General features: G+C 56.0%; 18 protein-coding genes and 1 pseudogene. 12 read left to right on the top strand and 7 right to left on the bottom strand.

The annotated features are described in order from the left end of the window. Positions 1-114: 114 nt before the first annotated feature. Together FEM41_RS19760 and yebS are read right to left on the bottom strand one after the other, a co-directional pair. Positions 115-2,745, bottom strand: a complete 2,631-nt coding sequence (locus FEM41_RS19760) for a PqiB family protein (RefSeq protein WP_138097882.1) — start codon at positions 2,743-2,745, stop codon at positions 115-117. Then, on the bottom strand, positions 2,714-3,997 hold the full coding sequence (yebS, locus tag FEM41_RS19755) for a membrane integrity lipid transport subunit YebS (protein WP_138097881.1): 1,284 nt from the start codon (positions 3,995-3,997) through the stop codon (positions 2,714-2,716). The genes FEM41_RS19760 and yebS overlap by 32 nt, the downstream gene beginning before the upstream one ends. Positions 3,998-4,128: 131 nt before the next feature. On the opposite strand from yebS, the gene FEM41_RS19750 reads away from it, so the two are divergent. The 4 genes from FEM41_RS19750 (at position 4,129) to htpX (ending at position 8,543) form a co-directional block, all read left to right on the top strand. Continuing rightward, positions 4,129-4,623: a GAF domain-containing protein gene (locus FEM41_RS19750; RefSeq protein WP_138097880.1), complete on the top strand. Its 495-nt coding sequence runs from the start codon at positions 4,129-4,131 to the stop codon at positions 4,621-4,623. Between the two features lie 101 nt (positions 4,624-4,724). Beyond that, positions 4,725-5,399, top strand: coding sequence for an RNA chaperone ProQ (proQ, locus tag FEM41_RS19745; RefSeq protein ID WP_138097879.1), 675 nt, complete (start codon positions 4,725-4,727; stop codon positions 5,397-5,399). A 20-nt stretch (positions 5,400-5,419) separates the two neighbouring features. Continuing rightward, positions 5,420-7,468 (top strand): carboxy terminal-processing peptidase, encoded by a 2,049-nt coding sequence (gene prc, locus FEM41_RS19740; protein WP_138097878.1) that lies wholly within the window; start codon positions 5,420-5,422, stop codon positions 7,466-7,468. Positions 7,469-7,661: 193 nt separating this feature from the next. Beyond that, a complete protein-coding gene (gene htpX, locus FEM41_RS19735) occupies positions 7,662-8,543 on the top strand; it encodes a protease HtpX (RefSeq protein ID WP_138097877.1) in 882 nt (293 codons plus the stop codon). Positions 8,544-8,583: 40 nt separating this feature from the next. Here htpX and FEM41_RS19730 read toward each other — a convergent pair whose 3' ends face one another. Next, a complete protein-coding gene (locus FEM41_RS19730) occupies positions 8,584-9,954 on the bottom strand; it encodes an MFS transporter (RefSeq protein WP_138097876.1) in 1,371 nt (456 codons plus the stop codon). Between the two features lie 177 nt (positions 9,955-10,131). Here FEM41_RS19730 and kdgR point away from each other — a divergent pair, with 177 nt between their 5' ends. Then, a complete protein-coding gene (gene kdgR / locus FEM41_RS19725) occupies positions 10,132-10,923 on the top strand; it encodes a DNA-binding transcriptional regulator KdgR (protein WP_138097875.1) in 792 nt (263 codons plus the stop codon). 36 nt (positions 10,924-10,959) lie between these two features. On the opposite strand, the gene FEM41_RS19720 is transcribed toward kdgR, so the two are convergent. Continuing rightward, positions 10,960-11,202: a YobH family protein gene (locus FEM41_RS19720; RefSeq protein ID WP_138097874.1), complete on the bottom strand. Its 243-nt coding sequence runs from the start codon at positions 11,200-11,202 to the stop codon at positions 10,960-10,962. A gap of 164 nt (positions 11,203-11,366) precedes the next feature. Here FEM41_RS19720 and mgrB point away from each other — a divergent pair, with 164 nt between their 5' ends. The 7 genes and pseudogenes from mgrB to rlmA all read left to right on the top strand — a co-directional run bounded on the left by mgrB (position 11,367) and on the right by rlmA (position 16,705). Next, positions 11,367-11,510, top strand: coding sequence for a PhoP/PhoQ regulatory lipoprotein MgrB (gene mgrB, locus FEM41_RS19715; protein WP_138097873.1), 144 nt, complete (start codon positions 11,367-11,369; stop codon positions 11,508-11,510). Positions 11,511-11,584: 74 nt separating this feature from the next. Next, a complete protein-coding gene (locus FEM41_RS19710; RefSeq protein ID WP_138097872.1) occupies positions 11,585-11,857 on the top strand; it encodes a YebO family protein in 273 nt (90 codons plus the stop codon). A gap of 40 nt (positions 11,858-11,897) precedes the next feature. Beyond that, a complete protein-coding gene (locus FEM41_RS19705) occupies positions 11,898-12,893 on the top strand; it encodes an MBL fold metallo-hydrolase (RefSeq protein WP_138097871.1) in 996 nt (331 codons plus the stop codon). Positions 12,894-13,443: 550 nt separating this feature from the next. After that, positions 13,444-13,579: pseudogene (locus tag FEM41_RS19700) on the top strand (DUF2627 domain-containing protein). Positions 13,580-13,590: 11 nt separating this feature from the next. Further along, entirely contained in the window at positions 13,591-13,800 is a 210-nt protein-coding gene (gene cspE, locus FEM41_RS19695) for a transcription antiterminator/RNA stability regulator CspE (protein WP_138097870.1), read from the top strand. Positions 13,801-14,082: 282 nt separating this feature from the next. After that, a complete protein-coding gene (ftsI, locus tag FEM41_RS19690; protein ID WP_138097869.1) occupies positions 14,083-15,828 on the top strand; it encodes a peptidoglycan glycosyltransferase FtsI in 1,746 nt (581 codons plus the stop codon). A 64-nt stretch (positions 15,829-15,892) separates the two neighbouring features. Continuing rightward, positions 15,893-16,705 carry a 23S rRNA (guanine(745)-N(1))-methyltransferase gene (gene rlmA, locus FEM41_RS19685; RefSeq protein ID WP_138097868.1) on the top strand — a complete coding sequence of 271 codons (813 nt, stop codon included), beginning with the start codon at positions 15,893-15,895 and terminating at the stop codon, positions 16,703-16,705. Here the strand turns inward: rlmA and mntP are convergent, their stop codons facing one another. The 3 genes from mntP to FEM41_RS19670 form a co-directional block, all read right to left on the bottom strand. Beyond that, positions 16,706-17,269: a manganese efflux pump MntP gene (gene mntP, locus FEM41_RS19680; RefSeq protein ID WP_138097867.1), complete on the bottom strand. Its 564-nt coding sequence runs from the start codon at positions 17,267-17,269 to the stop codon at positions 16,706-16,708. Positions 17,270-17,659: 390 nt separating this feature from the next. Next, the gene (locus tag FEM41_RS19675) at positions 17,660-18,118 is read right to left on the bottom strand and encodes a DUF986 family protein (protein WP_138097866.1); all 459 of its coding nucleotides are present in this window, start codon (positions 18,116-18,118) and stop codon (positions 17,660-17,662) included. Between the two features lie 57 nt (positions 18,119-18,175). Next, the gene (locus tag FEM41_RS19670; RefSeq protein ID WP_138097865.1) at positions 18,176-19,027 is read right to left on the bottom strand and encodes a PTS mannose transporter subunit IID; all 852 of its coding nucleotides are present in this window, start codon (positions 19,025-19,027) and stop codon (positions 18,176-18,178) included. Position 19,028 lies beyond the last annotated feature (1 nt).

The following is a 19,028-nucleotide window of genomic DNA, read 5'->3' as shown; positions in this document are numbered from 1 at the left end:
GCGTCCGGTAGCCAGGCGGATGGGGTTTGCACCAGTGGAGTGTCTCGTTCAGGGAATTAGCAAAGGCGCAGTGTAGCATAAAGGCCCCGGCGCCGCAGGCACCGGGGCACAGCGTTAACGCGGCAGGGCAGTACCCCATTCGCGCCACTCTTTCGGCTCGTTGTCGAGCAGCAGGAAGTGTTTGCCTGGGTTCGCCATTGGCGCCAGCGGTGTGCCGGGCGGGGTGGCGAAGGCGATGCCGCCGCGAATGAACTGGTTAAAGGTACCGGTCTTGACCACGCCGCCAATCAACCCAAAGTCGAGGCTATAGCCGGAAGCCAGCCAGAATACCGAGTTATTGCGCACCAGATGCTGATAACGCTTGCTGATGCGCAGGGCTACCATCACACGATCCGAAAGATTCCCCAGATGCATGCCGGTAACGGTACCCACTTCCATTCCGCGGAACAGTACCGGCGTGCCGATGCCCAGCGAACCGGCATCCGGCACTTCGACGGTGATGCTCAGACCGTCAAGGTAGCGGGAGTCAGTGATGGTGGCTTCCTGTAGTTCAAAATTGCGCCTGGGCTTGCCGTGACCCGGCTCGACGTTGATATAGGGCTGGAGCAGGGTATCCAGGTGCTCAACGCCCGCGGCTGACAACTGCGGCGTGATAACCGAGAAGCGGGTTCCGCCCCGGGCAAAGGTATCGACATACTCCGGATAGAGCACTGCGCTGGCCTGGACTTCATTACGATCGGTCAGCAGTTTTAGCGACTCCAGCTGACCGATATCGATGCCCAGATAACGAATGGGCATCCCCTCCGCCAGTTTACCGGCATCAAAGGTGTGCAGGGTAATCTGGCTGCCCACAGCTCGGGCCGCGGTTTCTGACGGATAAAGGTGACGTTTTTGCCCTTCTGGCAGAGATGCGCCGGACAGATTATCGAAGCTGATGGCGCCCTTGAGCGCTCTGGCCAGCGGCGATGCCTGAACCGAGACGCCGGCGCCGTTAAGCTGAACTTTGGCTCCGCCTTCGGCCCAGAAGACGCTGCTGGAGGTGAGCAGGTTGCGGTACTGAGGCTTAATATAGACATCGATATCAAAGGCGTTGGCCCTTGGGCGGATGTCGACGATTTCGCCTACCTCGAATTTACGATACAGCACCACCGACCCGTCCTGAACATCAGGCAGGCTTTGGGCCGACAGGGTCAGCGTCGGATTCGGCTGTTCACTCTGGGTGTTCTCCCGGGCCCGTTCCAGATTGGCGTAAAGCGGATAGCGTTGCTTCACCGCGCCGCTGTCGCCCGGCAGTATGCGAATACCGCCATCCACCCAGTCGCTGGCACTGGCGCCAAGCATCTCAACGCCGCTCAGGCCAACTTTCACGTCAATGCGGCTGTTGACCACAAACTTACTGTCGCCCTTGATGAGAGCGCGATACCCGGGATCGATGGCGACCGAGAAATCCACCCCTTTGGCGCTAAGCTGACGCTCCACCACGCGCCCGACCTGCACGCCGTGTAGCAACAAGGGCTGACCGGCGTCGATGCCAAAGCTTTCCGGGGCGGTGAGTGTCAGTTTCAGGGTACCGGCCTGTTGCAGCGGCGCTTTATTTTCCTGGGCCACCACAAAGTGCTGCTGGGGTTCGCCTTCGCCGGGAATTAATTCAAGGGTACTGCCGGTCAGCAGACCACTCAGGCGCGGGCTGTGCAGCGAAACCTTGGGGCTACGAAGTTCGATACGGGTACCGGTCCGCATCAGGCTCACCACGCTGGGATCCACCGTAAGCTCACCGCTGACGCTGCCGGTTTTGGCATCCAGGGCCAGTTTACTCAGGGTCCCGACCTCCAGTCCCTGATACATCAGGCGGGTGGATCCTTCCCGCAATCCTTCGCCGCCGGGCAGATCCAGCTTCACTTTCACGCCGCGTTTGGTGTCGGCCAGATCGTCATACAGCTGGTAGCTATCATTTTGCTTTGCGGCTTCGCCCTGGTCAGGGGAGTCGAAGGCAATGGCGCCGTTAACCAGCGCGCTCAGGCTTTCCAGCTCGACCTTCGCTCCGGAAAGGCTGACGTCGGCTTTTACGCCGGAGACGTTCCAGAAGCGGCTGTTTTGCTTCACCAGATTAGTGAAACGACGGTCGATCAGAACATCGATAGTCACGCCCTGTTTATCCGAGTTAATCGAATAGTCGTAAACCCTACCCACTGGAATCTTGCGAAAATAGACCTGCGAGCCGCTACTCAGGGAGCCCAGGTTAGGCGCCTGCAGGTGAATCATCAGTTCGCCGTTGTTGATGCGATATCGGGGTTGGGTATCCAGGGCGGTAAAGTGATCCCGGGACTCGCCCGGCCCGGGCATCATACCGATATAGTTACCTCCCACCAGGGCATCAAGGCCGGAAACCCCGGCCAGGGAGGCCTTGGGCGTCACCAGCCAGAACTGAGTTTCGCTGCGCAGGGCATCTTCCATATCGCGCTTAATGCTGACGGTAACGGCAATCTTTTTTAGATCCTTGCTCGGACGCACATTCTGTACCGTACCCACTTCCACCCCCTGGTAACGCACCGGGGTACGGCCGGGAACGATACCATCGGCAGAGACGAAGTCGATGGTGACGGTAGCGCCGTGCTCTTGCCAGGTGTTCCAGACCAGCCACAGCGCGATCAGCAATGCGATGATCGGCAGCAGCCAGAACGGAGAGATACGGCGTTTGGTTTTTATTTGCGCTTCAGTCGGTGAAGCGGGCGTTTCCTGACTCATGAGCGTCCCAAAGTAAGCGGCTGTCCAGCCATTCCACTGCAAGAATAGTTAAAATTACCGCTGCGCCGAAGTAGAAGGCGGCCGGTCCCATGGTAAAAGCCAGTAGCTGATCGCGATTGACCAGCGACATGGTTAACGAGATAACGAACAGATCCAGCATGGACCAGCGACCAATCCAGGTCACGAAACGCAACAGCAGAATTCGTGTTTTTAGCCCCTGCTCGCATTTTAAGTGAATGCTGATCAGCAGGGTAAACAGCACCAGTACCTTGGTAAAGGGCACCAGGATACTGGCGACAAAGACCACGGCGGCCACCGGTACGTTGCTGGATGCCAGTGACAGGATTCCGGACAGTATCGTGTCCTCCTGACGGGCACCGTTGACGTAGATTATCGAAATCGGCAGCAGGTTAGCCGGAAGCAGGAAAAACAGCGAGGCGATAAGTGCCGCCCAGCATTTTTGTACGCTCATCGGTCGCCGATGGTGAAGCGGCACGTGGCAGCGCGGACAGCGGCCGCGCTTATCGGCAACGCTGGTAAAGTGGCAGCTCAGGCAGACGCGAAGCTGCTGATTGTGGTGGCGCGCGGGCTTCTGCGGGTAAAAACGTTCCCACAGCTCTTCCATATTCAGATGGATAAGGGTCAGGATACTGAGCAGGGTGAGGGCCGCAAAGGCATACAGGCCGATGCCAGGCTGCAGAAAGGCGTATTCGCTGACTTTGATTGAGGCCACGCCGATCCCCACCAGATAAATATCCAGCATCACCCACTCTTTAAGTTTATCCAGCATAAGGAGTACCGGTCGCAGGTTCATGCCGAGGATGTTGCCGAGCCACAGATAAGCAATGGCGGCCACCAGAATGACCGGCGCGGCCACCGAGCCGAAAAGCACCATCGCCGCGGTGAGGGGAGAGCCCTGAAGCACCATCTGGCGCACGCCCTGTAGCAGACTGGCCTCGATATGACTGCCTAACAGCCACAGGTGCAGCAGCGGTTCGCCCCAGGCGAAGGGCATCAGCAGTAGCATGGTTATCGCCATCGCGCCCAGCCGGGTCATCGACCAGTCCCGGCCGTTATGGACTTTGGCATGGCAGCGCGGGCAGAAGGCATCCTGGTGCGATTTCACCACCGGTAACAGAAAAAGGGTATCGCATTCAGGGCAACGCTGATACCGTGACTGTGGCAGAACCTCGCCAATGGCGTGAATAGTAAGGGGATTACCCGATGAGGGGTGCCTGAACTTTAGCGTCATGACGTTAGATGTCTGATAATTGCCTCTGCGAAGAATGGTAACCTAATTTGCGATTCGCCTTGAGCGTAACCGCATTTAGTGCTTATTTTATCAGGCATAGTCTTAAGTAATACAGCTGATGTGATTGATTAATGAATAAAGACCAATTTTACGCGGATCTCAACCGCGACTTTAATGCTTTAATGGCAGGGGAGACCAGCTTTCTGGCCATCATGGCGAATACCAGCGCGCTGCTATTCGAACGTCTGGAAGAGGTGAACTGGGCCGGATTCTACCTGCTGGAAGGGGAAACCCTGGTGCTGGGGCCGTTCCAGGGTAAGCTGGCCTGTGTGCGGATCCCGATGGGAACCGGCGTATGTGGTACCGCCGCAGCGACCCGTACCGTACAGCGGGTGGCCGATGTACACGCCTTCGATGGCCATATTGCCTGCGATGCCGCCAGTAATGCTGAGATTGTGCTGCCGCTGGTGGTGGAAAATCAGATTATTGGCGTTCTCGATATCGATAGCACGCAGTATGACCGCTTCGACCAGCAGGATGAGCAAGGGCTAAGCCAGCTCGCTAAAAATCTGCAGAGCGCGATCGCATCCAGCGATTTTAAAAAATTCTTTACGATTAACGCGTGATAAACAACGGTTCCCGTAGCATTTGCCGATTGCGTCATTATAATGGCGCCTGTTCATGCCTGCGACTTGGTTGGCAAAGCCCGTTGTAATCAGGAAATTTCATGGAAAATCAACCTAAGTTGAATAGCAGTAAAGAAGTTATCGCCTTTTTGGCCGAGCGTTTTCCTCGCTGTTTTAGCGCCGAAGGTGAAGCACGCCCCCTGAAAATTGGTATTTTTCAGGATTTGGTTGAGCGTGTTCAGGGGGAGATGAGTCTCAGTAAAACCCAGCTTCGTTCCGCTCTTCGTCTCTATACTTCCAGCTGGCGTTATCTGTACGGCATTAAGCCGGGCGCCACGCGCGTTGACCTGGATGGCAATCCCTGTGGTGAGCTGGAAGAGCAACACGTTGAACACGCCCGCAAGCAGCTTGAAGAGGCGAAGGCCCGGGTTCAGGCTCAGCGCGCTGAAAAGCAGGCGAAAAAACGTGAAGCGAATGGCGAAGGTGAAGCCCCGCGTCGCGAGCGTAAGAGCCGCCCAACGACGCCCCGGCGTAAAGAAGGTGCCGGGAACAAGCCCCGAGCAGAGAAACCTGCTGCCAAAGCCGCACGCGCTGCAGAGCCGCGTCATACGCCGGTAACGGATCTTTCCGTATTGAAGCAGGGCCAGAGCGTCAAAGTTAAAGCAGGTAACAATGCGATGGACGCCACCGTGCAGGAAGTCACCAAAGATGGCGTTCGTGTGCAGTTGACTTCTGGTATGTCAATGATAGTACGCGCAGAACACTTGATGTTCTGAAACGGAGGTCAACCCAGGGCATGAACACATTTTTTAAGCTTACGGCTGTCGCCAGCCTGCTGCTGCTGTCTGGCAGCGCGCTGGCGGTTGAAGATATCACCCGTGCGGATCAGATTCCGACGCTGAAAGAAGAGCCGCAGCATTCTACGGTAAGCGAGCGCGTGACATCGCGCTTTACCCGTTCCCACTATCGTCAGTTCGAACTCGATAACGCTTTTTCAGCGAAAATTTTCGATCGCTATCTTAATCTGCTGGATTACAGCCACAATGTGTTGCTGGCCAGCGATATTGAAGCGTTTGCGAAAAAGAAAAGCCTGATTGGCGATGAACTGCGCAGTGGGCAGCTCGATGTTTTCTACGATCTGTTTAATCTGGCGCAGAAACGTCGTTTTGAACGTTACTCCTGGGCGTTGAAGGTGCTCGATCGGCCGATGAATTTTAACGGTAACGACACCTTTAATCTCGATCGCAGTAAGGCGCCCTGGCCGACCAGCGAAGCCGAGCTCAATGCGCTGTGGGACGCCAAGGTTAAGTACGATCAGTTAACGCTGAAACTGACTGGCAAGAACGACAAAGAGATTCACGATACGTTGTCACGCCGCTATAACTCGGCCATCCGCCGCCTGGCGCAGACCAAGAGCGAGGATGTCTTTTCGCTGGCGATGACGGCGTTTGCCCATGAGATCGACCCCCATACCAACTACCTGTCGCCACGCAACACCGAGCAGTTCAATACCGAAATGAGTCTGTCGCTCGAAGGGATTGGCGCCGTGCTGCAGATGGATGACGATTACACCGTGATTAACTCGCTGGTGGCCGGTGGACCGGCGGCCAAAAGCAAGTCCCTCAGCGTTGGCGATCGTATCGTCGGCGTGGGGCAGCCGGGTAAATCCATGCAGGATGTGATCGGCTGGCGACTGGACGACGTGGTGGCGCTGATCAAAGGCCCGAAAGGCAGCAAGGTGCGCCTTGAGATCCTGCCGGGGGGCAAAGGTACCAAAACCCGCATCGTCACGCTGACTCGCGAGCGTATTCGCCTTGAAGATCGGGCGGTGAAGATGTCGGTGAAAAAGATTGGCAAAGAGAAGATCGGCGTGCTGGACATCCCGGGTTTCTATGTCGGTCTGACCGATGATGTGAAGGTGCAGCTCCAGAAGCTGGCTAAGCAGCACGTTAGCAGCGTGGTGATCGACCTGCGCTCGAACGGCGGCGGTGCGCTGACGGAAGCGGTATCGCTCTCCGGTCTGTTTATTCCCGGCGGTCCGGTGGTTCAGGTTCGCGATAATAACGGCAAAGTGCGTGAAGATAGCGACACCGACGGCGTGGTTTACTACAAGGGGCCGCTGGTGGTGCTGGTGGACCGCTTTAGCGCCTCGGCCTCCGAAATTTTCGCGGCGGCCATGCAGGATTATGGACGAGCGTTGATCGTCGGCGAACCCACCTTCGGTAAAGGTACCGTACAGCAGTACCGTTCGCTGAACCGCATCTACGATCAGATGCTGCGCCCCGAATGGCCGGCGCTGGGCTCGGTGCAGTACACCATCCAGAAGTTCTACCGAATCAACGGCGGAAGTACCCAGCGCAAAGGGGTCACGCCGGATATCCCGATGCCGACCGCGAATCAGGATACCGAAACGGGCGAGAAGTACGAGGATAACGCGCTGCCCTGGGACAGCATTAAACCAGCGACCTGGGTAGAAGCAGGGGACCTGAAAGGGTTCGAGCCTGAGCTGCTGAAACTGCACCAGCAGCGTATCGCCAAAGATCCTGAGTTCCAGTTCATTATGAAGGATATCGAGCGTTACAACGCGATGAAGGCGAAGCGCAATATCGTCTCTCTTAACTACGCCCAGCGCGAGAAAGAGAACGATGAAGAAGAGGCCACCCGCCTGATGCGAGTTAACGATCGCCTGAAGCGCGAAGGTAAGCCGCTGCTGAAGAAGATCGACGACCTGCCCAAGGGGTATCAGGAGCCGGATCCTTATCTCGACGAGACGGTCCATATTGCCAGCGACCTGGTGAAAATGGAAAAAGCGCGACCGGCCCAGCAACCTGAAACCGCAAAATAACCCCCCAACAGGCACAAAGTTTTGTGCCTGTTTTTTTAGGCTTTCTCAGCATTGCGTTAGCGAAATGCTACAAAATGTAAAGATATGTCTTTTTAGTCACCTGGCGACCTCCGATCGTTGAAAATAACGCTTTCGCGCCTCACGATATGAGGAATCGCGTAGTGCGTTTGGTTTAAACGAGGTTAAAAAAATTATGATGCGAATCGCGCTTTTCCTGCTGACCAACCTTGCCGTTATGGTCGTCTTCGGGATTGTGCTAAGCCTGACGGGAATTCAGTCCAGCAGCGTTAGTGGTCTGTTGATTATGGCGCTGCTGTTTGGCTTTGGCGGATCTATCGTATCGCTGCTGATGTCCAAATGGATGGCGCTGCGTTCGGTAGGGGGGGAAGTTATTGAGCAGCCGCGTAACGAGACCGAACGCTGGCTGATGGAAACCGTAAGCCGTCAGGCGCAGCAGGCGGGCATCGCTATGCCGCAGGTGGCTATCTACCATGCGCCGGATATCAACGCCTTCGCGACCGGCGCCCGACGCGATGCGTCGCTGGTGGCGGTCAGTACCGGTCTGTTGCAGAACATGAATCAGGACGAGGCTGAGGCGGTGATCGCTCACGAAATCAGCCATATCGCCAATGGCGACATGGTCACCATGACTCTGATTCAGGGGGTAGTGAACACCTTCGTTATCTTTATCTCGCGTATTATCGCGCAGCTGGCTGCGGGTTTCCTGAGCGGTAACCGCGACGAAGGCGAAAGCTCCAACGGTAACCCGATGATCTACTTTGCCGTTTCCATGGTGCTGGAACTGGTATTCGGTATTCTGGCCAGTATTATCACCATGTGGTTCTCGCGCTACCGTGAATTCCACGCCGATGCCGGCTCTGCGAAGCTGGTAGGGCGTGAAAAGATGATCGCTGCGCTGCAGCGTCTGAAGACCAGTTACGAACCGCAGGAAGCCAGCAGCATGATGGCGTTCTGTATCAACGGTAAGGGTAAATCCTTTAGCGAACTGTTTATGAGCCATCCGCCGCTCGATAAGCGTATCGAAGCGCTGCGTAGCGGGGAGTACCTGAAGTAATTCAGGGTATTAAACAAAAAAGCGCCGGATGGCGCTTTTTTTATGCGCGACTGTGGGGCTGACTCAGGCGCAGGCTGCTGATGATTGCCGCTATACAGGCAAAAGCGGCCGCCAGCCAGAGGGCGGACTGGGTACCGCTGTCGTTAAACAGGTTAAACATCAGCGCCACCAGCGCGGCTCCGATGCTCTGACCGGTCAGACGCGCGGTGCCCAGCATCCCGCTGGCACCGCCGCTGCGGTTACGTGGAGCGCTGGATATAAGGGTATGGTTATTCGGCGACTGGAACAGCGCAAATCCGACGCCGCACAGCGCCATACGCCAGATGATATCCATATCGCCAGGGGTATCCGTAAGTAGCGCCAGCGCCACCAGCCCGGTGGTAAACAGCAACAGCCCCAGCGCACCCAGCGGTCCGGCATGGACATGTTCGATCAGTCTTCCGGCCACAGGCGCCACCAGCATAGTCGCGATAGGCCAGGGGGTCAGCAGCAACCCTGTCTCCACTTCGCTGCGTCCCAGCACCCCTTGCATCCAGAACGGCAGGGCGACCAGCGCCAGCATCTGTGCGGTAAACGAACAGATAGAGGTCGCCATTGATAGCGAAAAAATCGGAATACGTAGCAGGTCCACTGGCAGTAACGGCACTTCCAGGCGCAGCTGACGGCGCACAAAGAGCGTACCGATAATCAACAGCGCGATACACTCACCGGCAACCAGCAGCGGCGGCTGTCCCTGCGCGAAGCCGCTCAGGGCGCCGATCAGCAGGCCAAAGGTCAGGGCGTTCATCAGCGCGCTGGGCAGATCGAAGCGCTGACGCTGTTTTTCGGTGTTGGCTGGTAGCCAGCGCAGCGCCAGAATCAGTCCCACAACGCCGATGGGCAGGTTAATCAGAAACAGCCAGTGCCAGGTAGCGACCGACAGAATCGCCGCGGCCACGGTGGGGCCAGCGGCGGCGGAGACCGCTACGATCAACGCGTTAATGGCGAGCCCGCGTCCCAGTTGGGCGCGGGGATAGATCAGGCGAATCAGCGCGGTATTCACGCTCATTACCGCCGCTGCGCTAAAGCCCTGAAGGATGCGGGCGGCAATCAGCCATTCCAGCGTAGGGGAAAGGGCACACATCAGCGACGTCAGGCTAAACAGCGCCAGCCCGTAGCGGTAGATACGGCGGTAGCCGACCATATCGCCTAAAAAAGAGAATGACAGTAGCGACACCATAATCGCCATCTGATAGGCGTTGACCACCCAGATGGTGCTGGCCGGGCTGGCCTGCAGTTCCTGGGAGAGCGTCGGCAGTGCTACATTAGCAATCGCGCCATCCAGCACCGACATCATAATACCCAGAGCGATGGTGATAATAGCGCCGTAGCGTTGGGGCAGCGGCATGCCGTCTGCGGGGGAGTTTTCCATAAAATGACGGATTAGTGGCAAAAAGTTTAATAAAGCGACCAGTTTATCATCGATGGTGCAGCTGAATGTCGCAGATTTGTAACGAAACTGGCGCACAGCGATTGCGGCACGCGGGTGGTCAAATTATACTAAAAACCAGTTCTGATTTTTATAAAACAAATTGCGCCGAGGTGATTAATGGCAGTCGCAGACTTGGATAAGCAGCCGGATTCGGTCTCTTCCGTACTGAAGGTATTCGGTATTCTTCAGGCGTTGGGCGAAGAACGCGAAATAGGGATAACCGAGCTGTCGCAGCGCGTAATGATGTCGAAAAGCACGGTATACCGCTTTTTGCAGACCATGAAGTCGCTGGGTTACGTCGCTCAGGAAGGCGAGTCGGAAAAGTATTCTCTGACTCTGAAGCTTTTTGAGCTGGGTGCCCGCTCGCTGCAGAATGTCGATCTGATTCGCAGTGCCGACATTCAGATGCGCGAGCTGTCGCGTCAGACCAAAGAGACCATCCATCTGGGGGCGCTGGATGAAGACAGCATTGTCTACATCCACAAAATCGACTCCATGTATAACCTGCGTATGTATTCGCGTATTGGTCGCCGGAACCCGCTGCACAGTACCGCTATTGGGAAGGTGCTGCTGGCCTGGCGCGATCGCGACGAGGTAAAGGAAATCCTCTCGCACATTGAGTATACCCGCAGCACATCACGTACCGTTGGTAGCACCGAAGAGCTGCTGCCGGTTCTGGATACGGTGAAAAGACTGGGTTACGGGGAAGATAATGAGGAACAGGAAGAGGGGTTGCGCTGTATTGCGGTGCCGGTATTCGACCGTTTCGGCGTGGTGATTGCCGGACTGAGTATTTCGTTCCCGACTTTACGTTTCTCTGAAGAAAAACTGCATGAGTATGTGGCGATGTTGCATCGCGCCGCACGCAATATCTCCGAACAACAGGGCTATCACGACTATCCGTTCTGATAATTACGGCCCCGCCCCTGGCGGGGCCGTAATCGCTTATTTGCCGTCGTCGACCGCGTCGCCGGTCTTGCGCAGTACCGGGCAGTCCGTAATGCCGATGATACCGCTGTCGGTGTGAACGTACTGAACGGTCTGAGTGCTGCGGGCGGTCAGATATTTACACTGTAGTCCCAGCCCTGCAGCGTTCTCCTTGCTGCCGATAAGCACCCCATAGCCGCTCAGGAGTAAGCCAATCCAGATGAGCGCCAGCACAATAATGATACGAATCAGGATGCGCATTAATTCCCTCTTATTTGATATTGATTTGCGAAAGCCAGGGTAAAACAGCGGGCAGATCTTAACAATCTGATGATTCCTAAAGGAAACGCTGAATGAGTGAAGTTTGGTTTAACCTGGCGATGCCAGGATGGTAGCATACCCTGCCCGACAACAATGGAGTCGATGTGAGAAAATACTGGTGGATCATCCTGATAGTCGTCCTGATAGCCTGCCTGTTGATGTGGACACAGATGCTGAACGCCATGTGCGATCAGGATGAACCATTCTTTAACGGTATTTGCGTTGTGAATAAATTTATCCCCTGGTAGCGAGTAAGGGCGCTTGCGCCGGTGGTGTCCCGGGCAGACCCGCGGTAGAATCCGGGTTTGTTTGAGGTGGTTAAATGAATGAACTCATGAATACGTTAAATGTGGCCTCGCTGGCGGTCTCCGGATTGATGCTGGTGATTGGTCTGGTGGTGTGGTTTTTTGTTAATCGCGCAAGCGTCAGGGCCAGCGAGCAGGTCGCGTTGCTTGAAGCGCTGCTCGAACAGCAGAAGCGACAAAACGCGCTGCTGCGTCGTCTGTGCGAGGCCAATGAACCTGAAAAGGATGCGCCCGTACTGGTTCAGGATGATAACGACGAAGAGCTGGTGCGGCTGGTAGCGGAGCGCTGAATCTGCTATATCATCCAGAGGCTGATTCTGCGGAGGCCCAATGCCCTGGAAAAACCCCTGGTATGATCCCCAACAGGCGCACCATCTTCCCAATGGCTTCTGCAATATTGAGCCGGGCCGCCGTCAGCCCGGCGATTTAAAGCGCTGGCGTAGAATGCGCCGCGAGCAGGGGCTTCCCTTTCCTCCTGATGACGGTTACCCGGGGTTTATCGCGCGCTGGTGGCAGTATGCCGACATTTGCGGCAATGAAGATGCCGTCTGGTGGCTGGGCCATGCCACATTGCTGCTGCGTATCAATGGCCGCTATCTGTTAACCGATCCGGTCTTTTCCCACCGCGCCTCTCCGCTGCGTTTCTGGGGGCCCCAGCGCAGGACGCCGCTGGCCCTGGTGCCGGACGATCTCCCGCAGCTTGATGCGGTGCTTATCTCTCATAACCACTACGATCATCTCGACAGCGCCAGCATACGGCTATTGCACCGGCGTTTTCCCTATGCTGCTTTTCTGGTCCCTGCAGGTCTGGGAATCTGGTTTCGACGCCGGGGTATTCATCAGGTTGTGGAGCGCGACTGGTGGCAGAACCACGAGCTCAATGGTATTACGCTGACTGCGGTGCCCGCACGTCACTGGAGTATGCGTACCCCCTGGGATCGCAACCGTTCTCTGTGGTGTGGTTGGGTGGTGGAATGGGCTTCCCGGCGCTTCTGGTTCAGCGGCGATACTGGCTACAGCGATCTGCTGCTGGAGATTCCCCAGCGTCTTGGCGCGCTGGATGGGGCTGCGATTCCTATTGGCGCCTATGAGCCACGCTGGTTTATGCGCGATCACCATATGGGGCCTCAGGAGGCGGTGGCGCTCTGGAGGGCGATAGGACGCCCCCTTGCCATTCCCATTCACTGGGGAGTATTTGAGCTGGCGGATGAATCGCTGGACGCGCCGCCGCGTGAACTGTGCGCGGCGTTGAGTGCGGTAGGGGAACAGGAGGCCGCTTTCCGTCCGCTGCGCATTGGTCAGTATTTGGCAATAGCCCGGGAATAAGGAAACGCTATTACATCACGGACCAGTAATTATTTGGTTTCGGGATTATCTCATCATGTCATTGTGTCGGTTTATATATTGGTGCAGGTCGCGCACGCTTATGATGCGTTGTCATTAAATCGTCATTATTCTGGTGCAATATATTGTTGAATGGCTCAGATTTTATTATCGGGAACAAACTGGCGAGTCTGAGGGTTAGCGGCTAAACTTGGCCTGTGGCGCTTTATTCATTACTTTATGTTATAAGTTGTCCGTAAATGATATAACCAAAAAAGCGAGGCGGCACGACTTTTTAACAGTTCGCCTGGACGGGCGGAAGTGTTTGAGCTATGGTGAAAAAGTCGCAGCGAAACGGGGCGCCAGCCCTCATTCCTTGCGGTAGGGTACTGCAGCTTTAGCGCACGCAGGTGCATAATGGGGCGCTGTTTATCTGGTGAATATCTGAATCTGTGCGGCAGATCGTGACACGCCTAAAAATGGCTTGCCATCGTTAACGTTGTGTGTGATAACACGATGGGTTAAACGAGGTATAGTTCTGTTTTTTTGTGGCATGTTAAGTCAAAGAAGTCCTGAGTAAACACGATGTCGTTGAATACCGCTTCTCTGCCGAACCTTATATTAGTGCCTCAAGCAGTAATGTCTCAGTTTTATCTAAGTTGCGCCTGCGGGCGAAGAAAACAATTTAAGGAATTTGTAAATGGCAAAGATCACAGGTCAAGTTAAGTGGTTCAACGAGTCTAAAGGCTTTGGTTTCATCACTCCGGCCGATGGCAGCAAAGATGTGTTCGTACACTTCTCTGCTATCCAGGGCAACGGTTTCAAAACGCTGGCCGAAGGTCAGAAAGTTGAATTTGAAATTCAGGACGGCCAGAAGGGCCCGGCAGCCGTTAACGTGGTCGCCATCTGATAATTTTGCGCAACCGCTATGGTTGCAGGTTAGTGAAACCCCGCAGCTTCCATCATATTGGGCGCGGGGTTTTTTGTTGCCCGCTATATTTCCCGCCTCTGGTTACCCGGTAACCACTTTGAACCTGCTAAAAGAGTATGGTTTTTCAGAGTGTTACTGAACCCGCCCTCTGGTTGTGTTCTGTTGCAAAGCGTTGGTCGCTATTAGCATTTTGTGACGTTATCTGTGCTTAATGTCGGGTTTAATCGGGGCTGTTTTCCGGTTAACCGCGAAGGAGAGGATGTGAAAAAATTGCGCGGCGCGACAAGCCTGAACTTTGTCCACTGGCGTTACGGGCTGCTCTGCATTGCCATTCTGGTGAGTTTACTGGTGATTCTTGGCCGGGTGGCCTGGCTGCAGCTGGTTGAGCCAGATCACCTGGTAAAGGAAGAGGATAAGCGTTCGCTGCGTGAAGAGCCGCTGGTGGTGCCTCGCGGTATGATTGAGGATCGCAACGGCCAGCCGCTGGCGGTCAGCGTACCGGTAGCGGCGGTCTGGGCCGATCCCCTTATCGTCGGTCAAAAGGGCGGCGTGCAGATTAACGCCCGCTGGCAGGCGCTGGCGACGGTGCTGAAACAGCCGCTCAGCGAGATAGCTCACCGTATTGAGCATAATCCGAAAGGGCGCTTTGTCTATCTGGCGCGCCAGCTTGACCCGCAGCAGGCGCAATATATTAAAAAGCTGCGTTTACCCGGCATCAGCCTGCGTCAGGAATCGCGACGTTTTTATCCCTCGGGCCACGTGGCGGCGAATCTGATTGGCTTCACCAATATCGATGACCGGGGTATTGAAGGGGTCGAGAAAAGCTTTAACCGCCAGCTGACCGGTAAGCCCGGCGAACGGCGGGTACGAAAAGATCGCTACGGCAAGGTTATCGAAAATATCACCGAACGCCCGCCAGTGCCTGCCCACAATATTATCCTGAGCATCGACCGGCGGTTACAGACCGTCACCGAAGATGCGCTTAGTAACGCCGTCACCTGGAATAAAGCAAAGTCGGGTGCCTCGGTATTGTTGGATGTCCATACCGGTGAGGTGCTGGCGATGGCCAGCTATCCCACCTTTAACCCTAACAATCGCGCCGGGGCCACCCTGGATGATTTTCGTAACCGCGCCATCAGCGATACCTTTGAGCCTGGCTCGACGGTCAAACCCCTGGTATTAATGACGGCTCTGCGTAAGGGGATCGTTCAGCCGGACAGCGTAGTGGATACCCATCCCTGGCGTATCGACGGTCATATGATTCGCGATGTCGGTTACTATCCGGAGCTGACGCTGACTGGCATCCTGCAGAAGTCGAGCGATGTCGGCGTCTCCCGACTGTCGCTGGCGATGCCGATTAACGCTCTGATGCAGACCTATAAAGCCTTCGGCTTCGGTCAGCCTACGGGGCTGGGCCTGACCGGCGAGAGTAGCGGCCTGCTGCCGCACCGCCGCATCTGGGGCAAACTGGATCGCGCCACCTTTTCGTTCGGCTATGGATTGATGGTCACGCCGCTACAGCTGGCCCATGTCTACGCCACGATTGGTGGTTTCGGTATCGAACGGCCGCTGTCGATTACTCGTATCGATCCGCCGGTAGAAGGGCAGCGGGTGATGCCGGAGCAAATTGTCCACCAGGTGGAACATATGATGGAAAGCGTTGCCCTGCCGGGTGGCGGCGGGATTAAGGCCGCGGTGCGTAACTATCGGGTGGCGGTAAAAACCGGCACGGCGAAAAAGATTGGGCCGGATGGCCACTATATCGACAACTATGTGGCTTACACCGCCGGCGTGGCGCCGGCCACCAATCCGCGTTACGCGCTGGTGGTGATGATCAATAATCCGCAGAACGGCGAATATTACGGTGGTGCGGTGGCGGCGCCGGTCTTCAGCCAGATTATGGGCGATGTGCTACGGCTTCAGAACGTGGAGCCGGACGGCGTAGCGCCGGATTCGGACCATCTGTCGGTACTGAAAACCAGCGATGAGGCTCATCCTCTGTCGTGATGGCTTCCCTGACGAGGGGCGCAGCGGTACACTGCGCCCCTCGTTTTTAGATCCCGGAGCCACCATGTCCTTTGTTTGTCCGCTATGTCACGCACCGCTGACCGAGCAATCCACGCAGTTCCGCTGTCCAGCGGGGCATCAGTTCGACAGGGCCAAAGAGGGATATGTCAATCTGCTGCCGGTACAGCATAAGCGCTCAAGGGAGCCGGGGGACAGCGCAGAGATGATGCGCGCCCGCAGGGCATTTCTGGATGCGGGATACTATCAGCCGCTGCGTGATGCGGTAACGGCGGTTCTGTCCGGGGCGCTGCCCGAAGATGGACGGGTGCTGGATATCGGCTGCGGTGAAGGCTATTACACCTCGGCCTTTGCCGGGGCGCTGGGGCAGGGGAGTGAGTGTTACGGTCTGGATGTTTCAAAGGTCGCTATCCGCTATGGGGCGAAGCGTTACCCACAGGTTCGCTTTTGTGTGGCCTCCAGCCATCGGTTGCCTTTTGCCGATCGGTGTTTCGACGCCGTAGTGCGCATTTATGCGCCGTGCAGCGCCGCAGAGCTGGCGCGGGTGGTGCGACCTGGGGGGATTCTGGTGACCGTTACCCCGGGGCCCCGCCATCTGGTACAGCTTAAAGCGCTGATTTATCGTGAGGTCCAGCTTCATCCGAATCGGGAAGAGCGACTGGAAGGCTTTGAACTGGCGCAGACCCTGACGCCGGGCTGGACTATGCAGCTGCCGGGCGATCAGGCCCGGGCGCTGTTACAGATGACGCCGTTCGCCTGGCGGGCGCGCCCGGAAGTCTGGCAACAGCTGGACGAGGCGCAGGCATTCGCCTGCGAAACGGATTTTGTGGTACGGGTCTGGCGCCGGCAGGAAGGATAATCAGCCAGTGAAATGACTCCAGAGGATCTGGATACCGATACCTATCAGAACAACGCCGCCGAGAATTTCGGCGCGCTTACCGAGCAGCGGGCCGATAAAGCGGCCCACCATCATACCCAGGGTCGACATCATCATGGTGGCGCAGCCAATGGCCAGCGCGGTATGAATGATGTTGACCTTCAGGAAGGCAAGACCAACGCCGACCGCCATGGCGTCCAGACTGGTGGCGATGGCCGTAGTCACCAGCAGCCAGAATCCGTGGCGCTGGCGGGGTTCTTCATCGTCGCTGCTGGTGCGAAAGCCTTCGATAATCATCCGGCAACCCAGAAACAGCAGCAGTGCGAAAGCGACCCAGTGGTTCCACTCCATCACGACCTTGCTGGCCAGCATCCCCAGTCCCCAGCCGATAAGCGGGGTAATGGCTTCCACCACACCGAAGATTAGGCCGGTGCGTAACGCTTCAGAGAATTTGGGTTTTTGCAGCGTGGCGCCTTTGCCGATAGAGGCGGCGAACGCGTCCATCGACATGCCGAAGGCGAGAAGAAGCGTGGCGGATAGGTTCATTCAAGCGTCCTGACCGGGAAAACCATATAGCGCAAATCCACTGCCCCCAGTATCAGCAGTGATGCGCTATGGTCTCGCCTGACCGGAATACGACTCCGGCCCGTACGCGCCACGTTTCCTTTCGGTCACGAGTCTGTTGACACGTACATCTCCTGATACCAGGAGATCGGCTACTCCCCAAAGAACGGAGCGTACTTTATCTTATTTTTTAGCCAGCATCAAATCGCGAGGGAATTTATTATTTATCAATTGATAACGATTTTCATTTGACTTTATCGGTAATGATTTTGTTAATCAGGACGGCTTTTATGGTTAATGATTTTATAGCCTTTGCTATATCCGAGGTTATTTTTTAGCCCGGATAAAATATAGGCCGGGCTATATTATATCCTATTGACCTCGCAGCATAATTTTATATATCGCCTCAAGATCGTCGATATTTCGTACTCGAATAAGCAGACGCTGTTTTTTTAATTGCACTACCAGAACGCCATCTTCCGACAAATTCATTCCGCTAATTCTTTGATAGCTAATCCATACCGGTCCGTAGAAAAACCCGCCGATTTTAAATCGCAGCCAGGGCGTTCTTAGCCAGCCGATATAAATGGCCAGCAGCGCGGTTCCACATAATAGCCAGGTGGTAAGCAGGGTACCGTGGTTCACCAGGTTGTTATATACCAGGATGGCCAGTAGAGCGGTGAATATAGCGGTGTCTACCGGGCTGCGCCGCAGTAGCGGAACCTTTAGCTGAGTGCGGCCACGTCGCCGCTCCGGCACTATCTCGACCCAGAGCGCCCAGCCGAGCATTAGCGCAATCAGTACAATCAGGATGATGTCCGTCAGACCCATACTTTCTCCATAAAAACGCCGGGGCGAGCCCCGGCGATATCAATATAACGCGTTGGATTATAGCCCTAACAGGCCGATAGCATAGCCCACGATACCAATTACGAAGAAGCCGCAGATGATCCACAGCGCGTTAACCTTCTTGCGCAGCAGCCACATACAGGCAAAGGTGAGCAGCAGCGGTACCAGGCCCGGCATCAACTGGTCAAGGATATTCTGTACCGTAGTGACCTGCTCCTGGCCGGTCTGGTCGGTCACGCGTGAAACTACCATCGGTATGTTGACGTGGGTCCACTTGTTCACCAGTGCCCCCATCACAAAGAGGCCGAGAATCGACGCCCCCTCCGTCAGTTTCTGCAGGAAGCCGCCGCCCATATCCTTCACGATATCGACCCCTTTGCGGTAGCCGTAAGCCACGCCGTAGTAGCGGGTCGCCAGACGTACCAGGTTGAACAGAATGAAGAACAGCAGGGGACCGAGCAGGCTGCCGCTCATGGCGATACCGGCGCCAAGCGCTGCGAAAACCGGACGCACAGTACCCCAGTAGATGGGATCGCCGACTCCAGCCAGCGGCCCCATCAGGCCGACTTTGATCCCGTTGATGGCGCCATCGTCGATCTCGGCGCCGTTGGCGCGCTGCTCTTCCATCGCCATCGTGACGCCCAGTACCGGCGCAGCCACATAAGGATGGGTGTTAAAGAATTCCAGGTGACGCTTAATTGCCTGACGACGCGCGTCATTATTTTCCGGATACAGGCGGCGGATCACCGGCACCATAGAGAAGCAGAAGCCCAGCGCCTGCATACGCTCGAAGTTCCATGACCCCTGGAACAGGTTGGAGCGCAGGAACACGCCGCGAATATCGCCCGGAGTGAGTTTTTTCTCGGTAGTCGTTTTAGTCATATCAACCATG

Origin of the sequence: Jejubacter calystegiae, assembly GCF_005671395.1 — a bacterium.
GTDB lineage: Bacteria > Pseudomonadota > Gammaproteobacteria > Enterobacterales > Enterobacteriaceae > Jejubacter > Jejubacter calystegiae.
Note: the sequence above shows the minus strand (reverse complement) of the source record. Positions and strands in the feature narration are given on the sequence as shown.